We start from the raw sequence: 22,609 nt of genomic DNA on the forward strand, positions 1-22,609 counted from the left end.
TGCTACGGGGCCACCATTCCGTTCGGTCAGGGGTTGACCGCTTGCACCGGAGTCCTACTTCGGCCTGGATTTAGATGTCGAGCTGGCCCATTTCAATGAGTTGTAAGTCAGGATTCCGGGCATCATCGTCGACGTGGCCATCTTGGCTTCGCTCATCAAATAGATGCGGCTGCCAGCGCCCAACGAGGTCGTCGGTGGATGGGCTATTAAGAAGCGTTAGGGTGGCGCTGGCCTAGACGTCGACTTCAGCGATCGTAGGTCGTGACTCCAGTAACCTCCGGAACCTTCACCCATGCCCCTGAGGCAGCGCTTCGAACCGAGGCGTCAACCAGCTCGGATGCCGACCATCCATCCGCGACCGATGGCGCGAATTGTTCTTTCTCGATGACTGACCGAATAAACAGCGCGGCCTCAATAGTCTTCAGATCGTTGAACCCGATCCCGGGACCGGAGTTCGGTTGAAATCGGCCGAACTCCCCGAAAGTCGCATCGGCAAGCACTGTCTGGTAACCGCGCAGATCCTTTGCGATTTCCAGCTGATTCATGCGCTCAAAATTCCACCGCAGCGAACCTTCGGTCCCATACACTTCAAGAACAAATTCAGCATGGGGGCCGACACCGACACGGGTCGATTCGAAATACCCAACAGCACCATTTTCAAATCTGGCCAGCGCGGCCGCGTAGTCCTCATTCTCCACCGCACGCATGGTCGTGGAAGCCTCTCCTTTAGCAAAGCTATTCGCTGATCCCCCGGATGGGAGCGGGCGCTCCGGGATGAAGGTCTCGGTGATCGCATTCAGTGATTCGACCCGCCCGACGACGAACTGGGCGAGATCGAAGCCGTGTGAGAGCACATCGCCCAGCACGCCGGTACCGGCGCGTTCTTTCTCGTATCTCCAGGTAAACACTTGTTGGCGGTCTGAGGCGTAACTTGTCAGCAGGCGCATCTGCACATTTGTGATCGTGCCAAGCTCACCACTTCGAACGAGGCGACGTGCTTCAGCTACCGCCGGAGCATGACGGTAGTTAAACCCCACCGCAGTAATCAAACCCGCTGCCGCGGCTCCCTGCGCGATTTCTCTGGACTGGGTTGCGCTGATCCCCATCGGCTTCTCGATCCAGAACGGCTTTCCGGCCGCAATGGCGGCGAGGGCGATCTCGTGGTGCATGAAATTTGGCGCGCAGATCGAGACGACGTCAACCTCAGGGTGTTTTAGCAACTCGCGATAGTCGGCGGTGGTGTCGCGGAAGCCGAGCGCATCAGCAGCATGGGCACGCCCTGACTCATCTGGATCCGCTGCGATTACCAATTCGGGGTAGCGTTCGAGTTCGGGGTAGAACTGTCGTGTTGCCAGATATGCCCGCGCATGGAGGCGTCCCATCCAGCCGACTGAAATCAACCCAACACCTATGCGTTCACTGCTCACCTTTTCGACCCCTTTGTCTTCGAATCCGATGTTCCGACGTTGCTCTCGCCGCGTCTGAGGTCAGATTACGTCGGCGTCGAATGCACGCGGATGTCTCATTTTGGAACAGGTTTCAGTGCTCGTAGGTTGCTGTACTGAACTGCAATTGGCGACGCGATGCTGCGTTGGAGTTCACCCGCCATGTTGACTCCACAAATGCATTTCGTCTTCTCACCGATATGAGAAGGAATGAAGAACAAAATGGAAGACTCACCCAAGGCCGACCTTCGCAGTGCACGCTGGTTCGCGCCGCATGATCTCACCGGATTCGTACATCGAACAGCGATTCAAGCCGAGGGGTTCTCCGGCTTTGCCATCAAGGATCGACCGGTTATTGGAATTGCGAATTCCTGGTCAGAACTTGTCAATTGCAACATACATTTCAAGCTTTTGGCCGACTCCGTAAAACGTGGGGTGCTGATGGCTGGTGGTCTGCCGCTCGAGTTCCCAACCATTTCTCTCGGCGAAAGCTTGATGAAGCCCTCAGCGATGCAGTTCCGCAACCTGATGGCAATGGACGTCGAAGAATCAATCCGTGCCTACCCGTTAGACGCGATCGTTTTGCTCGGCGGCTGCGATAAAACTGTGCCAGCTCAGCTCATGGGTGCGGCGAGCGCCGATATTCCCACCATTATGCTCACCGGCGGACCCCAAGAGCCCGCGATTTTCCGAGGTAAACAGCTCGGTGTTGGAACTGACACTTGGAAGTACGCCGACGAACTCCGCGCGGGCCGGATGACACAGTCAGATTTCGACGAGCTCGAAGCTTCAGCAAAACCCACTGCCGGGCACTGCAGCGAAATGGGTACAGCTTCAACCATGACCTCAATCACCGAAGCGCTAGGTATGTGTCTCCCGTCAACCGCAGCGATTCCTGCGGTGCATGCGCGGCGAGCTCAGGCAGCTGAAGCAACCGGGCGCCGTGCGGTTGAGATGGCACTGACCGGCGGCCCAACGCCGCGTGAGATCCTCACCCCCGACGCATTCGACAACGCAATCACGCTGTTGATGGCGATCGGTGGTTCAACGAATGCCGTGCTCCATCTGCTCGCGCTCGCCCGCCGCGTTGGCTATGAACTCGAGCTCGATCGCTTCCACCAGATCTCCGAGCGCACACCTCGCATCGTCAACGTGCGCCCCTCTGGCGAGTACCTCGTGCAGCAGCTGTTCAATGCCGGAGGCATTGGTGCAGTGTTGAAGGAGCTATCACCATTCCTAAAGCAGGATGCGATCACGGTTACGGGAGAATCAATCTCAGCAGGTTTCGCAAACGCGCCCGACCCCGATGGCGAGGTCATCTCCAAGCTCGAGACTCCCTTCGACACTTCAGGTGGCATCGCGGTGGTGCGTGGCTCGTTGGCCCCGAATGGCGCAGTGATCAAGCGAAGTGCCGCGAGTCCAGAGTTGCTCACGCATCGCGGTCCCGCTGTCGTGTTTGACAGTATGACTGACCTCGGCAACCGAATCGACGATCCAGATCTAGAAATCACCGAAGAATCAGTACTTGTGCTCCGCAATTGCGGCCCTGTGGGAGCCCCGGGCATGCCGGAGTGGGGCATGCTTCCGATCCCGGAGAAGCTATTGAAGCGCGGCATTCGCGATGTCGTACGCATCTCAGACGCGCGTATGAGCGGTACCGCATTCGGTACTACGATTTTGCATGTCTCACCCGAGGCGGCAGCGGGCGGCCCACTAGCAGTGGTGCGCGATGGCGATCCTATTGTGCTTGATGTCGCGATGAAACGGTTGGACCTCGACATTCCGGCTGAAGAACTCGAACGACGACTGGCAGAATTCAAGCTACCGGAGCGCAAGTACACGCGTGGCTACGGACGCCTCTTCCTTGACCATGTGACGCAGGCAGACGAAGGGTGCGACTTCGACTTCCTGCATGCGGTTCCTGGTGAGGAACCGCAGCGTCTTCCCTTCGGACTCTTCACCGGGTGGCAGGGCGGCTGGTAGCGCACTTTTGTTCGCATCTCACATAGCTTCGGCGCTCACGTCTTTTCAGTCGTGAGCGCCGAAGCTATGTCCAGAGCCTCTACGTCGTCGAAGGATCTGAGATCACTACTCTGGCGGGATCAAGCGCGAGAGCCAGATGCTGCCCGGAAAGATCTGGGTTGATTTGTGAGACTTGCATAGTGCAGCTAAACCCATCGGTAAGCACGATCGCCCCCTCGGGCGCCTGACTCAGTGCTGGCACGAGCGAGTGTTCAGCCACTTGCATCGACATGTCAAAGTGTTCCGACTCGAATCCGAAGTTTCCCGCGACTCCACAGCATGACGAAGATTCGACAATCTGAGGGACACCCCACGCCCCCAACACTCGTTTCTGTGCGCCTGAACCGAAGACAGCGTGCTCATGGCAGTGAGTTTGGAGCACAGCGGCTTCCGGCGCAGGCGCGGTCGGAAGCCATCCGCGCTGAACCGCTTCGTCAACCGCAACCGAGAACGAACGCACTCGCGCAGCAACACGATCAGCTGCAGCGCTTCCGACCATTTTGGGTCCCTCATCACGGATTGCTGCCGCACAGCTCGGTTCGAGCACAACGATGTCGCGATCCGTCCCGTCGTCGAAACGTCGAATCAGACGTTCAAGCCGCCGGCGTGCAGCATCACGCTGACCGGTCGAAATCCAAGTGAGGCCGCAACAGGCTTCTGCCGTGCATCCAACAGTAGTTCCGGTAGATCCAAGCACACGTGCCGCGGCAGGGATCGCTTCTGGCCGGAAAGCTTTCGTAAAGCTGTCAGCAAACAGAAGGACTGCTCCGTCTGGTTCGAACGCCGCTTCTTTGAGACGTGTACGGATTTCGCTGCGAGAGCGGAAAGTGGGCAGGCTCCGCCTGGCGCTTACGCCAAGCCAATCGGCAACGCGGCGGAGCACACCGATCCGGGATCCGGCGTTAGCGATGCCTGAGAACAATCCGATGAACGGTAGCCACCGTGGTAGCCAGCCGATCGAATAGTGCGTGAACGGTCTGATCCTCCCCCGGTAGTGTTCGTCGATCAGCTCAGACTTTGCTTCAGCGATGTCGACGCCGGTTGGACAGTCACTTGAACATGCTTTACATGACAGGCAAAGATCGAGCGCATCCCTGACCTCTGGTGAGGACCAGCCTCCAACGCTGTTCTTGTTAGCGCGCGTGAGTTCCTGAAGGACACGCGCGCGACCTCGGGTGCTGTCTTTCTCATCCTTGGTTGCCCGGTAGCTCGGGCACATAAACCCGCCGCTGGTTGCACGGCAGCGTCCCACGCCAATACACGCATGCGCATTGCCAACATACGGGCTAGCCAAAGGCAGTTGCGTTGGCGTTTGGTTGGAGAGACCCTTGGTCCCGTTTTCAGCGGAGATCAACTGGCCACCGGGTATTGCCCCCGGAGCAGGCATGCCAGCGAGCGCTATCGAAGCGGTGAATGCATCAGGACTAACAATGATCCCCGGGTTTAACAGGTTTTCGGGATCCCATATTCGCTTGAAGGTCGCGAAAAGTTGAATCATCTCAGGCGAATACATCACGCTGAGCAATTCGCTTCGGGCCCGACCGTCTCCGTGTTCGCCGGAAAGAGAGCCACTATGTGCGACAACGAGTGCAGCAGCTTCTCGCGTGAATGCTTCGAAGTCTTTCCTGCCGCTTTGACTCCTCAGATCGTAGTCGAGGCGCATATGCACACAGCCCGCTCCAAAATGGCCGTACATAAACGCGGAGTACTGGTATTTTTCAACGAGTGGGAGCAATTCCTCCAGGTAGTCAGCAAGCCGCTCAGGTGCCACGGCCGAGTCTTCCCAACCTGGCCATGTCTGTTTACCGTCGACACGACGTGAGGAGAGACCGGCACCGTCCTCACGTACACGCCACAGTTTCGCACGGGTAGCCGGATCGGTCACGACCGCGGAGTCTATGGCCCGCCCCTCGACGCTCAGCGCTTCGAGCAGTCGCTCACACTGAACCCGAGCATCGTCGACGTCATTGGCTGAGAACTCCACCATGAGAAACGCTCCGCCGTTGGGTAGCCCGGCGACACTCTCCGCGCCGCGCCGGTGCCGCATGATCTCGACAATGGAACGGTCAAGCCCTTCAACTGCGGTCGGCTGACTCTCGAGAATTTTCATGACGTCGCGAGCTGATTCGATAGTGCTTTCGTACCCGAGGCACAATAGCGCCACCGCCGCCGGGCGCGGCACTAGCCCGACCAATGCACGAGTAATGACCGCAATAGTACCTTCGCTTCCGGCGAGCACCGCCGCAGCATCAAAGCCCTGTTCAGGTAGCAAATGCCCGAGATGGTAACCCGACACCTGCCGAGGGATCCTCTGCAGTTCGACCCTCAACGGAGCGAGATGTGCCTGCACCAGTTCACGGAGTTCTGTGGTGAGTTGCTTAGCGCGCGCAGTCGACTGCGCGTCTTCCGGATCAACCGCTTCGATGCTCCCGCGTGCGAGCCGCAGGTGCGCCCCGTCAACAGTGACCACCTCAATTTCTCGCAGGTGCTGCATCATACGACCGTAGGCTACAGAGTGGTTGCCACACGCATCATTACCGATTGAACCACCGACGGTCGCACGGCTGAGCGATGACGGGTCTGGCGCAAAGGTTAGTTCGCCGCCTGTCGTACGTTCAACGAGCTTGCGCAGCTCACCGAGAACTACTCCGGCATCCGCCCACACCGTGCGATCCTCGATGTTGACTTCTGCAGCAGCAGTAAAACGCCGGGAAAGATCAAGGATGAGGCCGTGTCCAATGGCATTACCAGCCATGGAGGTGCCGCCACCTCGCGTAGTGACCGGCATGCCGGCTTCATTTGCTGCACGAAGCACATTCCTGATCTCTTCGACAGTCCTCGGAAAGACCACCGCTTTGGGACGGATGCGATAGTTCGAGGCGTCGAAAGAATACTCAGATCGACGGCGCGATGCGTCATCAACCTCAATCCCAAAGGCTCGCAGCTTGGTGAGTAGCTGCGTGTTATCCATTGCCTTAATCGTCTGATTCGACATCCTTGTACCCCAATCACTACCTACTCACGCAGTGTATGCAGTGAAAGACCTGTGCCATCTGTGCCAGATCAGGACGGGGTGCCCCTGCTGCTGCAAGAGCACCCCGTCTGGCGGAAGCGCAGTCCTACTGACCGAATTCGGCCGCGTTCTCCTTGGTGATTAGCGTAAATGGTAGCGTGTACCGGTTCTCAACCTTTTCGCCTTCAAGGAAGGCGTGCACCACGCGAACAGCTTCTTCGCCCTGGCCAGCCGAGTCCTGCCGTACGGTCGCTGACATCTCGCCCGCTTCAATTGCTGCTACAGCGGCAGGTGTGCCGTCCACGCCGACTACCGCACCGATGTCCCCGGTTCGTCCGGCATCCTTAATGGCAGATGCCGCACCAATCGCCATCTCGTCATTGTTCGCGACAACGGCGTCGATCTTGCCAGCACCAAAACGCTGCAGCACGTCTTCCATGTTGCGCTTTGCCTCGTCACGGCTACCTTTCGCCTGGAACTCGGCGACGATCTTGAAGTTATCGTTGATCGCATCGGCAAAACCTGTTTTACGACGATCCGTCCACGAAGAACCGTACGCACCCGCGGCGAAGACGATGTCTCCACCGTCAGGCATCAACTCGTTCATGTATTCGGCCTGCATCTTGCCCGCGAGCGTATCGTCAATGCCAATGTAGCTTTCGTATCCAATGTCAGAACCTTCAACGAATTCCGTCAACAAGATAAAGAGCGGCACACCAGCGTCTATGACACGCTTCGCAGCATTCTGGCTGGCCTCACCGTCGAGTGGTTGCAAGATGACCGCATCCACCTGACGTGTGAGCAGATCCTCAACTTGGTTGAGCTCGCTCGAGACGTCCCGTTTGGAGTCAGCGACCTGGAGTTTCACGTTCTCCGATTCTGCGGTTGTCTGCATGGCATCGACCATGTGCGCAATATCTGGATCCTGCAGGTCAAGCGCAACTAGGCCAATGTTGTACTGTTCCTCATTGCCGGAAGTCCCGGCTTCCCCGGAGTCTCCCTTTGAGCATCCGGTGAGGATGAGACTGGCGGCAGCGATCAGAGCGGCTACCGTAGACATGCGTCGTCGCATATTCATGGTTCTGTTCCTTTCAAAATTAGGTATTACAAGTGGGCGTTCTAGTCAGATTTCCAACGGGTCAGCAGAACCGCGAGAACGAGGATCACGCCCTGCACGCCCTGTTGGTAATAACTCGAAACACCAAGCAAGTTCATGCCGTTCATCACGACGCCGAGAAGTAGGACACCGATCACGGTTCCGCGAATCGTGCCGACGCCGCCAAAGAGGCTGGTACCTCCGATCACGACCGCTGCGATCACTTGCAATTCGTAGGTAAGTCCGGCCGTTGGGGCAGCTCCGTTGAGACGCGCAGTCAGCACCAAGCCGCCGAGCGCTGCGAGTCCGCCACCAATCAGATAAACCGTGAACAAAACACGGCTGACCGAAATGCCAACCTTTCTCGACGACTCTTCGTTTCCGCCGACCGCGTATACGTGAGATCCAAACTTCGTTCGGCTGAGAACGAAGTCGCAAATAAACGCGGCGACAATGAAAATGATCACAGGTACTGGGATCGGGCCGATGAAACCGGCGCCAAGCCATTCTGCAGGGCCACTCAATCCAGAAACCACCTGACCGTCCGTGAGGACGAGAGCAGCAGTGCGAGCGATCGCCATGGTTGCCAGTGTTGCTAGGAACGGCAGAACTTTTCCCCACACAACGAGTGCCGCACTGAGAAAACCAACCAGGAGACCTACGCTGAGGCCGACGATCAGTGGGATCCACAGTGCTGACCCGCTCGCTGGGGCGAGAATCGCAAACACCATTCCCGCGAGGCCTACGACCGAACCAACCGAGAGGTCGATGCCGGAAGTGATCATAATAAACGTCATACCGAGCGCGACAATGCCAATGATTGACGATTGCCGGACGACGTTCACGATGTTATCGAGCGTTAGGAAGTTCGGAGCCGCGAACGCTAGAAAGATCAGCAGTGCCGCGAAGATGAGGAGAATTCCATAATCTCCAATGAAGTGTTTGAAGCGCGTTGCTGGCGTTGGACCGTCCTGCTTCATCTCACGCAGCATGACTGCGACAGTGTTGGTATTCATGCGTCGCTCCCGTTCGTCGGAATCTGTTCAGAGTGTGTGACTGCCGAGGTGCTGCCTATCCGGCGACGTTCGGCGGGAATATCCGTTTCGGCTGACTCATACGCGTCGAGATTTCCCTGGGAAATCAGGTGCGCGATCTCAGATTCAGATACCTCATCCATCCGGTACCGCCCCACCACCTCGCCTTGCCGCATCACGGCGCAGCGGTCAGCGACTGCGAACGCTTCATCGAGGCGGTGCGTGATGATGATTACCGCGATCCCAAGATCTTTGAGTTTCTGTGTAACCTCGATCAACTTGTCGACCTTGGCGACGGACAAGTTCGCCGTTGGCTCATCCATGATGATGAGCTTCGCGTCAAAGGCAAGCGCACGACCGATGGCCACCGCCTGCCGTTGGCCGCCGGAGAGCCGCTTTACCTTCAACCGCGGATTAATCGGAATATCGAGGCGCTCAAGTACGCGATTTGTTTCGCGTTCCATTTTCTTCCTGTCAACAACACGAACCAAAGGCCCAAGGACGTTCCTCTGTGGTTCACGCCCCAGGAAGATGTTGGTGCGCACATCGAGATTGTCGGCCAGGGCGAAGTCCTGATAAACCATTTCGATGCCGGCTGATCGTGACGCTGCAGGACTCGAGAAAGCGACTTGTTCTCCGTCCATGCGAATTGTGCCTTGGTCGGGCTGGTACACACCAGTAAGCACTTTCATGAGCGTCGATTTTCCAGCCGCGTTGTCCCCAAGTAGAGCGAATGTCTCTCCCGGGAGTACATCGATACTCACGCCGCGAAGCGCAGTTACTGCACCGAAGGTTTTCTGGATGTTGTTCAGGGCGACCAATGGAGTGGTCACCGAGGGCGCGTCAGTCATATCATCCTCGTCGTTGATGGATCTCTGGCCCGCTGCAAGACGCCGTTACTGGCGAGCTTCCTGCGGTTACATAACTATCGAGCAAGTGCCGCGAAGGAGTTTGTGCCGCTTTGAGACACTGCAGACGAATAAGCCGCTGCCCACACGCAGCAGTGCCCCAGGCAGGAATGTTGATCCCTGTCTGGGGCACTGCTGCGCTGAGGCCTTATACGCTCTGGCGGCCCAATCGCGCATACACGTCAGGCTTCTGCCTACGCAGATACAGGGCGTAAGCGATGCCGCCGATGAAGAGTGCAAAGGTGAATGACATAAAGATTCCTGTCATCAACGTTGAACCTTCGATCAACGCCGAAAAGTTCCTGATCGCCAAGAACGTCACGATACCGAAGAAGACCGCGCTGATCGCCGGAGCAAGAAGCACCTTCCAAGCCGCTGTCCCCTTCCGTGCTGATGGACGCAAGAAGAACGCGAAAATAGCGATGCTGGTAATAAACAGCAGGAGCAGCACAGAGAACGTACCGCTACCGCTGGCTACAGGATAGATTTTCTCGGGTGCGATGCCGAGAACTGAGAACAACACGGTGGCAACCGCCCAAAGCGCACCAACAGAAAGAGCTGAGATGTGTGGGGAGCCGTGCGCCGGGTGCACACGCGCTAGGCGTCGCGGCAACACGTGATCAACGGCTAGCGAGAAGCTGTAACGTGCGGCAATGTTCTGAATTGAGAGCATTGAGGCAAGAATCGAGGTCATCAAGAGCACCACTGCGATATCAGCGAATAGGTTCCCTGCGAATGCACGTAACGCGTCGTCGAACAGGTTGACTGTATTGGCTTCGGCGGCGGCCTGCACATTTGAACCGCCTAGGAAGGCAATGTAGGCGATGGCCGCAACAGCGTAAAAGAGCCCAATTCCAACGACGGCAAGATATGTCGCGCGAGGGATGGTTCGTTCTGGGTTCTTCACCTCTTCTCGGTAGATCACAGTGGCTTCGAAGCCGAAGAAATTTCCAACGGCAAAGAGCAACGCCAAACCAATACTCGCGTCCGTCAAACTCGGCAATGCAAGCCCTAGGCCCCCGGGCTCTTTCGCCCCGGAATTCACAAATGCGAGCACGTCAAACACCACGACCACGATGACTTCCAAGACCATGACTGTCGTAAGCACTTTGGCAGACAGATCGATTCGGTTGTATGCAAGATACGTGGTTACAGCAATGATTCCAAGCGCATACCAGTACCACGGGATATCAGGTCCGTTCAAGGCGTTAACAACCCAGCCTTGGAGCGTAATCGCGAACAGCGATGGGGCAAAGAACCCAATAAACACGTAACCAACGAGCGCCAGCAAGGCGCCACCCAGACCTGCAGGCTTCCCGATTCCAGCAGTCACAAACGCGTAAAAGCCGCCAGGGTTCTTCACGTTCCGGCTCATCCGAACGAACCCCACGGAGAACACCACCAACATCAGTGTGAGTAACATATAAATTGCAGGGGCGGTCTGCCCACTGAAAATAAGTAGAACCGGTAGAGTTCCAGCAACTGTGGTCAATGGTGATGAGAATGCGAGCACACTCATTACGAGCTCGCCCACTCCCATATTGCCTTTGAGCGAGATTTTGCTCGTCACTGGGGTTGTATTTCCGGCACTCGTCGCTTCCGCTGAGAAGTCTTGTATTACGCGCGTCATTGAATCCTCATCATTGAACAATCTTGCTTGCAGAGCAACCCTAGACACCGCAGGGCATCCCTAAATGTCCCAGCCTGAAACACGTGTGAGCCAGATTCCCCATTCATCTGGCTCACATCATTTCATGTATCGAATTAACCAGCGATGATCCCCATACGTTTCAAATCAACAACGTCGTCCAATGGCTGGCCGGCGTTCCACTTCAGCAGATTCTTGGCGAAACATTCAGCGACGCGACCCCGCCAGCCGGCGAGGTCACCTGAAGCGTGCGGAGAGACAAGAATCGTTGGTCGCAACCAGAACGGATGATCGCGCGGGAGAGGTTCCTGTTCGAACACGTCAAGGGCAGCTCCAGCGAGGTGGCCAGAGTCAATAGCGTCAAGGAGATCCGCCTCCACAACGACCGCCCCTCGTCCGACATTCACTAGTCGTGCTCCCGGTCGCATGCGCGCAAAACGCTCGCGGTTGAAAAGCCCACGCGTTTCTTCTGTGAGAGGCATCGTAAGCACAACATCGTCAGCGCCTCCGAGTAAACAGTCAAGATCCGAGAACGCGTGAATCTCACCGATTCGGTCGTCGATCCTTGCAGTTCGTCCGACCACTGTGACTTCCATTCCTGCTCCACGCAGAAGCAGCACAGTCTCCTGTCCTACTGGGCCAGGGCCGACTACTAGTACCTTTCGTCCGAGAATTGGCTCAGTCTCCTTGTGTAGCCATTTCCGTTGGAGTTGCAGTTCTACGGTGCGTCGCAGATCCTTTGCAAACATGACGATGACCCCGAGTATCCACTCAGCGATCGGCCGCTCACAGACGCCGCGTGAATTACTCACCAAAATCTCGCTGTCAACAATTTCGGGGGTGAGTAACGCATCGACTCCGATGCTTGAGGTATGAATCCACTTCAAGTCGCCTGGCCCGACTTCTCGGAGCAACTGGGTACGGAAATCATTCAAGAAGAGAATCTCGGTTCCTGGCAGCGCCTCCCGAAACTCCGCCACAGTTCTCACCACCGTCACTTCGGTCTCATTCGCGAATGACTCCAATGGCGGTGCTGGTCGATCCTCTGGCACGATGAGGATCGCGCGTGATTTGGACATGGTGCTCCTCTTGTGTGTTCTTCGTTGATGCTCATTTGAGCTTCCTGCCTGCTATGAACTCAGCCAGAATTTGAATTGATCTGCGCCGTAGCACGGGGCAGATCGGCTCTTTCTGCGAACCTGAAAACTTTCCTGTTGGCAAATTCCAAGAGCCCAGCTCGTCCCATTTCCCGACCAAACCCAGATTTCTTTACGCCGCCGAACGGCACATCAGCTGCGCTCAGGCCTGCCGCGCCGATGAACACCATTCCGACATCAAGCTGTGATCCAACCAGCTCTGCTCGCTCAAGATCATCGCAAATGATGACTGAGCCGAGGCCCAATGGCGATGAATTTGCAAGTTCAATTGCTTCTTCATCAGTGCTCACACGGTAGAGCTGCGCAACAGGCCCAAAAAGCTCCTGACGGTACACATCCATGGCCGGGGTGACACCAGCGAGAATCGTTGGGGTAAAGACGTTACCCACTGGGTCCCCATCGCCGACGAGGATCTCGGCGCCCTGTGCAACCGCGCCATTTACCATTTCCGCGAGCTCACGAGTCACCGCGCTCGACGAAAGCGGGCCGAAGTCACCGTTCGCGAGATTTTGCTCACCGAGTGCGCTTACAAATTTCGCAGAGAACTCGTCGAAGTACTTGTCAAGCACGACGATGCGTTTGGACCCGGTGCAGCTCTGACCGCTGTTGTCCATCCGTCCGCGCACCGCGTGCTCCACAGCGTGATCGAGGTCCTCGGTGTCGAGCACCAAAAACGCATCAGCACCGCCGAGCTCAAGCACGCACTTCTTGAGATGCTTACCAGCTTGTGCGGCCACGGCAGCACCTGCCCGCTCCGATCCAGTGAGCGAGACACCCTGAACCCGATCGTCCGCAATAATCTCTGCGATCTGGTCATGGGTCGCGAAAAGGTTCACGTAGGCGCCCTCCGGGAAACCAGAATCACGGAAGATTCGTTCGAGCGCCAGAGCGGATTCGGGGCATTGGGAGGCGTGGCGCAGTAGTACGGTATTACCGAGAATTAAGTTGGGAACAGCAAAACGCACGACCTGATACACCGGAAAATTCCACGGCATCACCCCGAGTAGCACTCCAATGCCCTGGTAACGTACGAAGGTTCGCAGCCCATCTTCGGCTTCCACCGCGTCATCGGCAAGCCATTCTGCCGATTTGCGGGCGTAGGCCGAAGTAATCGCTCCAGAGAATCTGGTCTCACCGATCCCCTGCGCAATGGGCTTTCCCATTTCACAGTTAATGGTCTCTGCGAACTCTTCCGCTCGTTCCTCGAACAACTCTGCCAATCGCGCTGCGGCGGTCGTTCGCTGTTCTAGCGTCGTGTTGCGTGCCCAGCCACGATATGCATGATCAGCAGCTGCGATTCCGGCGTCGACTTGAGCATCGGTAGCGGCAGGGTATGCAGCTACCTCTTCACCGGTTGCTGGGTTAATAACAACGAATGAACCCATAATCTCTCTTTCCTCGTTAAAACACATGCAGGACGGGCGGAATCACGATTAGATTCAGCCCGCCCTGCGTTTACTTACCGCGCTCCTAGTTCTCGCTTGGAGCAACCGTCGCGCTGTAATAGCGTTGACGTTCGCGTCCGGCGAGATGCTTCGCGACGCCCTCACGAGTAACTTCACGCTGGGAGGTCATTGGCACACCAACATCCCAGAACGCGCCATTTCCTGACAAATAGCGGAACTGTTCGACGTTTGCCACGATGACGGCCGGGCCGGAGACCGAGTTCGCCTCTTCGAGAGCTGCTGTGAATTCTTCGACCGTGTTGGTTGACCACGCTGCAGCACCCATGCTCGCAGCGTTCGCCGCGATGTCGACGTCTACGATCGGTCCGTCAAGCCGTCCGGAAACTGGGTTACGTTCGCGCAACTGAGTACCGAATTCCTGCCCGCCGCCCTTGGCAGCCTGGAGCGGCCAGATGCACTGGTGCCCACGGTTATCAATCACGATCACGATGATCTTCTGCTTTTCCTGCACCGCAGTGATGAGCTCGGTCGGCTGCATGTAATAGGTGCCGTCACCGATCAGCACATACACCTCGCCATCACTATCAGGCTGGGCAAGCTTGTAGCCGAGTCCAGCTGGGATCTCATGGCCCATGCAGGAGTTCGCATATTCGAAGTGAATCTCAGCGCCGTTGGAAGGATCCCAAGCCTTGTGGATACCCTCGACAACACCGCCCGAGCCAAGCACAAGCGCATCCTGTGCGGTGATGCGCTCGTTGAGCACATTGATCACCTGAGCTTGGCTCATTTTCTCGTTGGCAAAATCCTGAAGGTCGTACTCGCGTGCCTTGCGAGTCTTCTCCTGAGCCGCCGCAATCTCCTCCGGGTATGAATCAACCGGAGCGAAGTTAATCTCAACAAGCTTCTCGTGTATTGCCAGCAATGAGCGTTTCGCGTCACCAACTACTGGATATGAGCCCATCTTATGCGCGTCAAACGAACCGACGTTCAGGTTCACGATCTTCACGTCAGGGTGACTGAAAATCGAGTGCGATGCGGTAATGAAGTCTTGCAGACGAGTGCCGACCGTAATCACGCAATCGGCGTCCCCTGCAATCTGGTTGCCGCCAACGGTACCGGTCACGCCAAGAGCGCCGAGACCGAGCGCACCAATCGGGCCTGCGCCCTTGCCTGCATAGGTCTCAACGACCGGGATGCCAAAGCGATCGCTAAAATCAGCCAACGCCTTCTGCGCTTTTGAATAGCGCACTCCACCACCGGCCACAATGATTGGCCGCTTCGATGCAGCAATAATCTCAGCCGCACCGATGAGTTCTTCCTCTACTGCGGAACGGCGACGAATGTGCCAGACTCGTGGAGTAAAGAATGCCTCCGGGAAGTCGAACTCCATTCCTTGCACGTCCTGAGGAAGACAGACAACGACTGCGCCTGTCTCGACGGGATCTGTCAGCACACGCATTGCTTCAGGAAGCGTGGAAAGCAGCTGGCCAGGGTGGGTAATACGGTCGAAGTATCTACTCACCGGCCGGAAGCAGTCGTTTGCCGATACATCGCGTTCGATCGGATGCTCAATCTGCTGCAGCACTGGGTCGCCAAACCGATTGTTAATGATGTCGGCCGGGAAGAGCAACACAGGCAACCGGTTCGTCGTGGCTGTTGCAGCACCGGTCACCATATTCGTTGAGCCGGGGCCGGCTGAAGCGGTACACGCGAGTGTTGCGGCACGGTTTGATGCTTTCGCAAAGCCAATGGCTGCGTGCACCATGCTCTGCTCGTTCTTGCCCGGATAATGTGGGAAGTCAACGCCATATTCGTCAATGCCCTGCGCGAGCCCGACAGAGTTCCCGTGGCCGAAGATTCCGTACATGCCGGGAATCAAACGACGGCGTTCACCGTCGAAATCGCTGTACTGCACCTGTAGATATTCGATAATCGCTTGGGCGACGGTACGACGCCGAACAGGCGCCTTGGGGTCACCAATACCTGCGACGGCTGCGGCCGTGCTGTTCATGGGTTCTCCTAAAGTTCGAAGCGGGGTCGTCGACCGGTGACGACGCGTACCGGTTTAGGCTCCCACTTCGTATGAACTCGAAAGTGTCCCACTTTGATACCAGCGGTTTGGGGCGCTATTCCTCGTTGCGAGCGAACAGATCTTGAACTTCTACTGCGAGCCAGAGCTCGAATGATTCACGCATAGTCTTTAAACTCTTGCCTGTTAGTTGTTCAATTCGGCTCAACCGGTATCGCAGTGTATGTTCATGCACAAAAAGCACACCGGCAGCCGCTCGCATGCGACCGTTCTGTTTGAAATACACAGCGAGTGTGTCGACAAGATCGGACCCGTGACTAGTGTCGTGTTCGAACAACGGCCGTAGGGTATCTTCGGCAATCCGATCTATCGTCTTGGCATCTGGATTCAGCCAACGCGCAAGCCCAAGCTGTTGCTCGGTAAAAATAATCTCAGGAGCCTGATGCTCATCGGCAAGGCTCAACGACCAGCGTGCCTGCCGCAGCATTCTCGGAATCTCAGCGACGTTCATACTCGTTGGGCTCGCACCGATGGAGACGTCTAAAGCGCTACTGAGCTCGGCGAGCTGCGCGTCATCACATTGCAGCATGCAGATGAGTTGTTCCTGCCAGAGAATCGCATGGCGAATCCGTCGATCCGCGAGCCAATCCCGCGCGCGCGTTTCGGGAACTGCATGCGCAATCCGACCGAACGCAATCAGCCGGAACGGCACTTCCCTGACAAGTCCAGATTCGTAAAGCTCCCGCTCGATCTCCTCCTGCGGCGTTTCCTGTTCCAACGCTCTGGCCAAAGCTGAAGCCCCGATGCGGTGTTCAGACTCACGCCTGCGCTGATCCTCAACGGCGTCCAGAGCAGCGAGCGTACTCACGTGCTGAAGCGCTGCAAGCCCCTCAGGTAACAGGTCGTTGTCTTCAATGCCCACAAGATAGGCAGTGACCCGATCCCCGACAACGAGCGGGACTAGATAACCACCTGGCACAACCCTCAGGTCTGTCGAGTCGAGTCGATCTCCCCAATCGATCTCAGGTACCCATGGCCATTCATCAAGCAATGCCTGGCCGGAAGGAGAAACAAGCGCAAGCCGGTACCCGGAGATTTGTTCGAGCTGGCGGTAGATGTCTGGGACATCACTGTTGATCGTGTTCCGCAACCGGAGCGTATCGAATATATGGAGGTGCTTGGCGAGCCGATCTCGAGTCGAGCGTTCGCTCGCATTGGCGACGAGATACGAGAGTTCGATGAATGGAACCTGGCGTGGAATCCTCATCACTGGGAAACCAAGTTCGTCCGCAACCGCGAGCATTTCCGAAGTAAGCTCCGGGGCGCGAACACTCACTGCAACACCAGCAAGCCGATGTCGGGCGAGGCGACGAACATACTCAGTCTGGCCAGGAGCATCTTCCGGAATCCCAAAGCCATTGACTATCAGCAGCTCACCACCTTCAAGCCACGGACCGGGATCTTCGAGTTCTGACGTATGCGTCCATTGAACCCGCCGTTCAAGTCCGGCAGCCCCCGCAGCGAGTTCAAGGCCAAGGTGCGGCCTAGACACTAGTTCGCCAACAGTCAGTTGACCACGGGCTGACCTGTTCTGAACTCTACGTTGTAGCATCGGTCTTCTCCCATTGTTGAGAGAACAGTACGCCCCGGCCGAGGCCGGGGCGTACTGTTCTAATATCAGTCGAATCGATAAGGTTCGTGCGGCCCAACCGAGGGAAGCGGACGCGGGCGTTCGCAGGTGCTAGCAATGTCGACGTGGTGACCGCCCTGAGATGATTGCTCAAACGCGAGCAGCACTTCGAGCACGTGAAAAGCGAAAGCTCCGCCCGTTCGCGGTTCAACGCCTGCGCGAATCGCATGCCCGAACTCGGCAAGTCCGATCCCACGATACGCATCATCACGATGTGTCAACGCGGTCTCGCGCCAGTCGCCGCCTCCTGGAGGAGTCATGTCGAGCGACAAATCACGTGCTTCACCGCGACGCAGAACGGGTGCTCCGTCGAAGTGATCCGGGTTCGGCGCCGAGATTGAGCCTCCCGTGCCATAGATTTCGAAGTGGGGCAAATTGTGGTTCCATACGTCCCAGCTCAGTATCACTGTGGCAACAGCTCCCGACTCGAAGTCAATCGATCCCGAAATATGTGTCGGGGTTTGAATCACGATCTCGCCTTCGTATCCACCGGTGCCGTTAGGACGAGGCCGGGTCTCTGAAGATTTCGCCGCGGAAGCCGAAACACGTTGCACTGGCCCGAAAATATTTACAAGGTTCGTAATGAGGTACGGTCCGATATCGAGCATCGGTCCAGCGCCTGGACTGTAGAACGGGTCAACGTTCGGGTGCCAGTGCTCGTAGCCGCGATTCACAAAGGATCCGAATGCCGCAATTGGTTCGCCGATCCAACCATCGTCGATCAACTTGCGACTGGTCTGGGCACCAGAACCCAAGAAGGTGGTCGGCGCAGAACCGACATATACACCGGCGGCCTTAGCTGCGTCGAGGATCTGCTGTGCTTCCTCAAGAGAGGTAGCGAACGGCTTCTCAGACAGCACATGCTTTCCCGCAGCGATCGCCTGCAAACTCACCGGGGCGTGAAGCCTAGGCGGGGTGAGATTGAGCACAAGCTCAATCTCAGGATCAGCTAGTAGTTCGTCTGGGCTCAAGGCCTTACTCACACCGTACTCCTGCGCACGCGCGATGACCGCTGCCTCGTTCACATCCGCCAGGGCAACGATGTGAACATCAGGGTGTACCCCGATTTTGTCGAGGTACTGGTTCAGAACGTTTCCGACGCCAATGATTCCGACTCGAATGGGTTCCATGTTTTTCTCCGTCAATAACATTTCTCGATGAGCCGCACACTTCGTTACGACTCGTGGGAAGGACAGCAAAGTGTTCACTGTCCTGAGAAACGAACGGGCGAACCTTAGCGGTCCGCCCGTTCAGTGGTACTACAGTCTCAGAACTATCCGGGCTGTGCATGTCCCATTCTGGGACACTCCGTCAACGCGCAGCCAAAAGCTCGCGTCGTCGCTTAAACGTTGCATCAGTGTCGATCACGCCATCGGAGATGACAACGCCGTAGACCTCGAGGGCGGTTTCAAGCGTCACACGCAAATCCTCGACATCGATCAGCACAGCCGTTGCTGCGCGTTCCAGCGGATCACCATAGCCGCCACCACCGGGGGTAATCGAGACTACCTTTTCTCCGCGGCGCAAGTCATAGCGACCAACAATTGGGATCTCCTTTCGCTCGCCCGATGCAGGGTCAATAGCCCACGCTTCTGGCTCAGAACCGCCGTGTCCGCCACGAACTCCCTTTGGCGGGTTCAACTTTCCTTCAATGCCGTATGTCAGGGTGACTTCATCATCGCGTGCTTCCAACACAACTCGCGTCGCGAGACCACCGCGCTGGCGACCTGCGCCGCCAGTATCTGCAACAAGCGTGCGCTCGTGCACCAAGATCGGGTAGCGCTGCTCGTCGACCTCGACGCTGTCGTGGTAAAGGAGCGCACCGCATACTGGACGCTGGTAAGTCGGCCAGCCATCAACGAATGGGGTTGCAGGGCCACCAACGCCGCCAACAAGGATCTGATTCACGTAAGCGTTGCCATTGCGCTCATCAACGCCCGAAATCACAGACTTCGCCGGGGCTTGCCCGGCAGCACCCTCTGCAGCACCATATCCGTCATCGATCTGCGCGAAGGCTGCCTGCACTAGATTCACCACGCGATCTGCGAGGTTAGTTGTTCCTGAGGAGCATGAGAACGGGTGCTGGGGTACGCCAACGGCGCAACCGTCGCGCAACTGTACCTCGATTCGTCGGAACGTGCCAGCGTTACTCGGAAGGTTTTCAGGCATACCAGAGAGGATGCCTGCGAGCGCGGCCCCGGTTGCCGTTGCCCGCGTTAGGTTAAGGCCATTGGGCAAGTTGTCGGGGTTTTCACGCAGGTCGATAGAGATTCGTCCTTCTCCCGGTTTCACCGCAATCGTTGCTTGCAGTGGTACCCCTTCAGGACCGGTGCCCGGGAACGGGTCGTGCGCAGATGCTCCGTGAAGTTCCGTACTTGGCAGCGTTTCAATCGCAGCCTGGGTCAGCCGCTCCGAGTAATCGAACCACGCGTCAACAAACTCGACCAGGTCTTCTGCTCCAAACTTTTCAGCGAGTTCTTGGATACGTCGCTCGGCAATACGTGATGCACCAACCGAGGCGAGGTAGTCGCCGAACCACTGGTCAGGAACGCGGATCCGCGCCCGGCACATACGTACGATGTCGTCGATGTCGTTGTAATCACGCTGCACTCGCACACATGGGAAGATGAGCGCACCTTCTTCGTACACGTCGCGAGCGGTCGCGAAGAAAGTGGTCGGGAGCGAGTTGCCACAGTCCGCCTGGTGCGCCTTTGTCACCGCGGTGAAGAGGTGGCGTCCCTCGATAAAAATCGGGACCAGAATGCAGTGGTCGGCGGCGTGTGAATTACCTCGGTAGGGATCGTTATGGAGAAACGCGTCACCTTCACGGATGTCGTCGTGGAGTTCCACCATGTCTTCACCCAACGGGCCGGCACCGAACACATGCACTGGCACCCCTTCGGCCGCTGCCAGCAGCTGGTTGTCGGCGGTGAGCACCGCACACGAAAAGTCACGCGCGGTGTTTATCACTGATGATCGTGCGGAACGAAGCAGTCCACTCGTCATTTCACGGACGATGCCGTCAAAAGCATTGGCGAGCACAGAGAGCTTCACCGGGTCGAATTCGCGTGTCATGTCACGCCTCCTTGCGTGTGAGGTAAATGTTGGATCGGTCGTCGAGCTGGGCGTCCCACTCCGGTGGAACCACGATGGTGGTCGTTGGCTGGTCGATGACCGCAGGGCCTGAAATCCGCTCACCTGGGCTCAATGTCACGCCGCGGTAGCGAGCGGTTGAGTAGGACTTACCGCCGAACACGATGTCGTCAGTGCGATGAACCTCGGGCGTGGAAACACTGGAGCTAGTGTGTGCGGCCAGTTCCGGGCGCGGAATCTCGACGCGTACGCCCCAGGTAATGATCTCAACACGGCTGTCTGGATCATGGGTTCCGTTGCGGCGATCGTGCTCGACGTGGAATGCCTGTTCGACGATCTCTGCCGCGAGTTCCGCGGCAGGCGCTTCATCAAGAATTACCCGGAGGTCCCAAGCCTGACCGGGGTACCGCGCATCGACGAAGTAAGAGATCGCTGCGTCGGTACCTCTGAAACGATCAGCGAAGCCTGCAGCTTTGCCGGAAAGATCGCGCAGTGCCTCGGCCGCAGATTTCACATCGAATGCACGGGTGTCATTGTGTAATGGCGAGAGGAATTCGGTCGCAATCGGCGCACGATGCGCGCCGTAAGCTGCGAGCACACCAGCGGTTGCCGGAATCAACACTGTGTCTGCTTCGAGCAGAGCACCAATGGCTGCTGCCACCATCGCGCCAGCGCCTCCGCCAGCGACAATCAAAGCACCGCGTGGGTCGACGCCCTGTTCAAGTGATGACTGACGGATCGCAGTCGCCATGTGGTTCGCCGACACATCGAGGATTGCCTGAGCAGACTGAAGAGCGTCCCGGCCGAGAGCTCCCGAAATCCGGCTCTCAATCGCTCGCGTTGCTGCTTCCCGGTCAAGAACAAACCCGCCTTCGAATCCCTGTGCGTCGAGGTATCCAAGGGCAACGCAGGCATCGGTCACAGTTGGTTCTTCACCGCCCCGGCCATATGCCGCTGGTCCAGGAATACTGCGAGCGCTCTGCGGGCCAACGCGCAGCAGCCCGCCGTTATCGATCCACGCAATGCTGCCGCCACCTGCACCGATGCTTGTTACTGCAACAGAAGACAGGCCTGTGAGGTGGCCAACGAACGGTTCTCCGAGCCATGCCTCGCGCGTGTGTCGCACGAGGCCGTTCTCAACCAGGGAGACGTCGAACGTCGTGCCTCCCATGTCGCAGACGACAACGGTGTCGCGATCCGGAGCGGCAGCGGCGCCGACCAACGGCGCCATCGAGGGACCGGAGTTGAGCAGCAGCACGGGGCGGTTGAGCACGTCTGCTACATCAAGCACGGCGCCTTCAGAAGTCACGACCAGTAGGTCGCCCGAGAAGCCACATTCGAGCAAGTCAGCTCGAAGATTGCCAAGGTGAGCCGCCATCAACGGCTTCAACGACGCATCAATCGCGGCTGCTGATGTACGTCGGTATTCACGAATGGTTGGATTTGCCTCGTTCGAAAGCGTATACGGAATGCCTGGCAGCTCTTCTTCGATCAACTCGCCGACGCGACGCTCGTGCGCATCGTTGATGATCGACCAGAGGAAGCCAACCGCGATCGCTTCGGTTCCGTCTGCGGCAAGCGTGCGCAGTACCTCGCGGGTACGCTCCTCATCGAGGGGCACGATCACTTCACCCTCGGCAGATAGCCGTTCGGTGATTTCGAAAGTCTGGTTTCGTGGAATGTATGCCGGCGGGTATGCAGCTTTGGAGTCGAATGCTTCACGACGACCCCCCTCGCGGAGTAGCAGGGTGTCTGCAAATCCAGCTGTCGTGAGCAGTGCGGTTTTCGCCACTTTGCCTGTGAGCACGGCATTAGTGGCGTGGGTTGTGCCATAGACGATGACATCCGCGTTGCGGAGCACAGTGTCACTATCCCAGCCGACAGACTCGGCTGCGCGACGGACTGAGGCTTCGAATCCGGTAAAGACACGATCGTAGGTGGTGAGCGCCTTGCCGACAGCAATGCCCCCGAGGCTGGAGCCAACAACGACGTCAGTGAAGGTACCACCGGTGTCGACGGCGATGCGATATCGGGCTTCGTCGGTGCCCGTGAGAATTTGACTCATTAT

Annotated in this window: 14 protein-coding genes; 1 reads left to right on the plus strand and 13 read right to left on the minus strand. The window is 57.4% G+C overall.

Annotated elements, in window-relative coordinates; all coding sequences use genetic code 11:
• Positions 1-245 precede the first annotated feature (245 nt).
• Entirely contained in the window at positions 246-1,427 is a 1,182-nt protein-coding gene (locus tag ICM05_RS02465; RefSeq protein WP_188022956.1) for a Gfo/Idh/MocA family protein, read from the minus strand.
• A 228-nt stretch (positions 1,428-1,655) separates the two neighbouring features.
• On the opposite strand from ICM05_RS02465, the gene ICM05_RS02470 reads away from it, so the two are divergent.
• A complete protein-coding gene (locus tag ICM05_RS02470; protein WP_251364434.1) occupies positions 1,656-3,428 on the plus strand; it encodes an IlvD/Edd family dehydratase in 1,773 nt (590 codons plus the stop codon).
• Positions 3,429-3,507: 79 nt separating this feature from the next.
• On the opposite strand, the gene ICM05_RS02475 is transcribed toward ICM05_RS02470, so the two are convergent.
• The 12 genes from ICM05_RS02475 to ICM05_RS02530 form a co-directional block, all read right to left on the minus strand.
• Positions 3,508-6,438, minus strand: coding sequence for an FAD-binding and (Fe-S)-binding domain-containing protein (locus ICM05_RS02475; RefSeq protein ID WP_251364435.1), 2,931 nt, complete (start codon positions 6,436-6,438; stop codon positions 3,508-3,510).
• 148 nt (positions 6,439-6,586) lie between these two features.
• Entirely contained in the window at positions 6,587-7,558 is a 972-nt protein-coding gene (locus ICM05_RS02480) for a sugar ABC transporter substrate-binding protein (RefSeq protein WP_188022958.1), read from the minus strand.
• A 41-nt stretch (positions 7,559-7,599) separates the two neighbouring features.
• The gene (locus ICM05_RS02485; protein WP_188022959.1) at positions 7,600-8,592 is read right to left on the minus strand and encodes an ABC transporter permease; all 993 of its coding nucleotides are present in this window, start codon (positions 8,590-8,592) and stop codon (positions 7,600-7,602) included.
• Complete coding sequence (locus tag ICM05_RS02490; RefSeq protein ID WP_188022960.1) at positions 8,589-9,461, minus strand: ATP-binding cassette domain-containing protein; 873 nt, start codon at positions 9,459-9,461, stop codon at positions 8,589-8,591. Before ICM05_RS02490 ends, ICM05_RS02485 begins: the two co-directional genes overlap by 4 nt.
• 205 nt (positions 9,462-9,666) lie before the next feature.
• Complete coding sequence (locus ICM05_RS02495; protein WP_251364470.1) at positions 9,667-11,058, minus strand: APC family permease; 1,392 nt, start codon at positions 11,056-11,058, stop codon at positions 9,667-9,669.
• A 224-nt stretch (positions 11,059-11,282) separates the two neighbouring features.
• Positions 11,283-12,245 (minus strand): D-2-hydroxyacid dehydrogenase, encoded by a 963-nt coding sequence (locus ICM05_RS02500; RefSeq protein WP_188022961.1) that lies wholly within the window; start codon positions 12,243-12,245, stop codon positions 11,283-11,285.
• Between the two features lie 59 nt (positions 12,246-12,304).
• On the minus strand, positions 12,305-13,708 hold the full coding sequence (locus tag ICM05_RS02505) for an aldehyde dehydrogenase family protein (protein WP_188022962.1): 1,404 nt from the start codon (positions 13,706-13,708) through the stop codon (positions 12,305-12,307).
• Positions 13,709-13,793: 85 nt separating this feature from the next.
• A complete protein-coding gene (iolD, locus tag ICM05_RS02510; RefSeq protein WP_188022963.1) occupies positions 13,794-15,740 on the minus strand; it encodes a 3D-(3,5/4)-trihydroxycyclohexane-1,2-dione acylhydrolase (decyclizing) in 1,947 nt (648 codons plus the stop codon).
• 115 nt (positions 15,741-15,855) lie between these two features.
• Positions 15,856-17,310: a PucR family transcriptional regulator gene (locus ICM05_RS02515; protein ID WP_188022964.1), complete on the minus strand. Its 1,455-nt coding sequence runs from the start codon at positions 17,308-17,310 to the stop codon at positions 15,856-15,858.
• A gap of 125 nt (positions 17,311-17,435) precedes the next feature.
• Positions 17,436-18,578 (minus strand): Gfo/Idh/MocA family protein, encoded by a 1,143-nt coding sequence (locus ICM05_RS02520; RefSeq protein ID WP_188022965.1) that lies wholly within the window; start codon positions 18,576-18,578, stop codon positions 17,436-17,438.
• 181 nt (positions 18,579-18,759) lie between these two features.
• Complete coding sequence (locus tag ICM05_RS02525; RefSeq protein ID WP_188022966.1) at positions 18,760-20,523, minus strand: hydantoinase B/oxoprolinase family protein; 1,764 nt, start codon at positions 20,521-20,523, stop codon at positions 18,760-18,762.
• A 1-nt stretch (position 20,524) separates the two neighbouring features.
• A complete protein-coding gene (locus tag ICM05_RS02530; protein WP_188022967.1) occupies positions 20,525-22,606 on the minus strand; it encodes a hydantoinase/oxoprolinase family protein in 2,082 nt (693 codons plus the stop codon).
• Positions 22,607-22,609 lie beyond the last annotated feature (3 nt).

The organism is Leucobacter sp. cx-42, assembly GCF_014529985.1.
Lineage (GTDB): Bacteria > Actinomycetota > Actinomycetes > Actinomycetales > Microbacteriaceae > Leucobacter.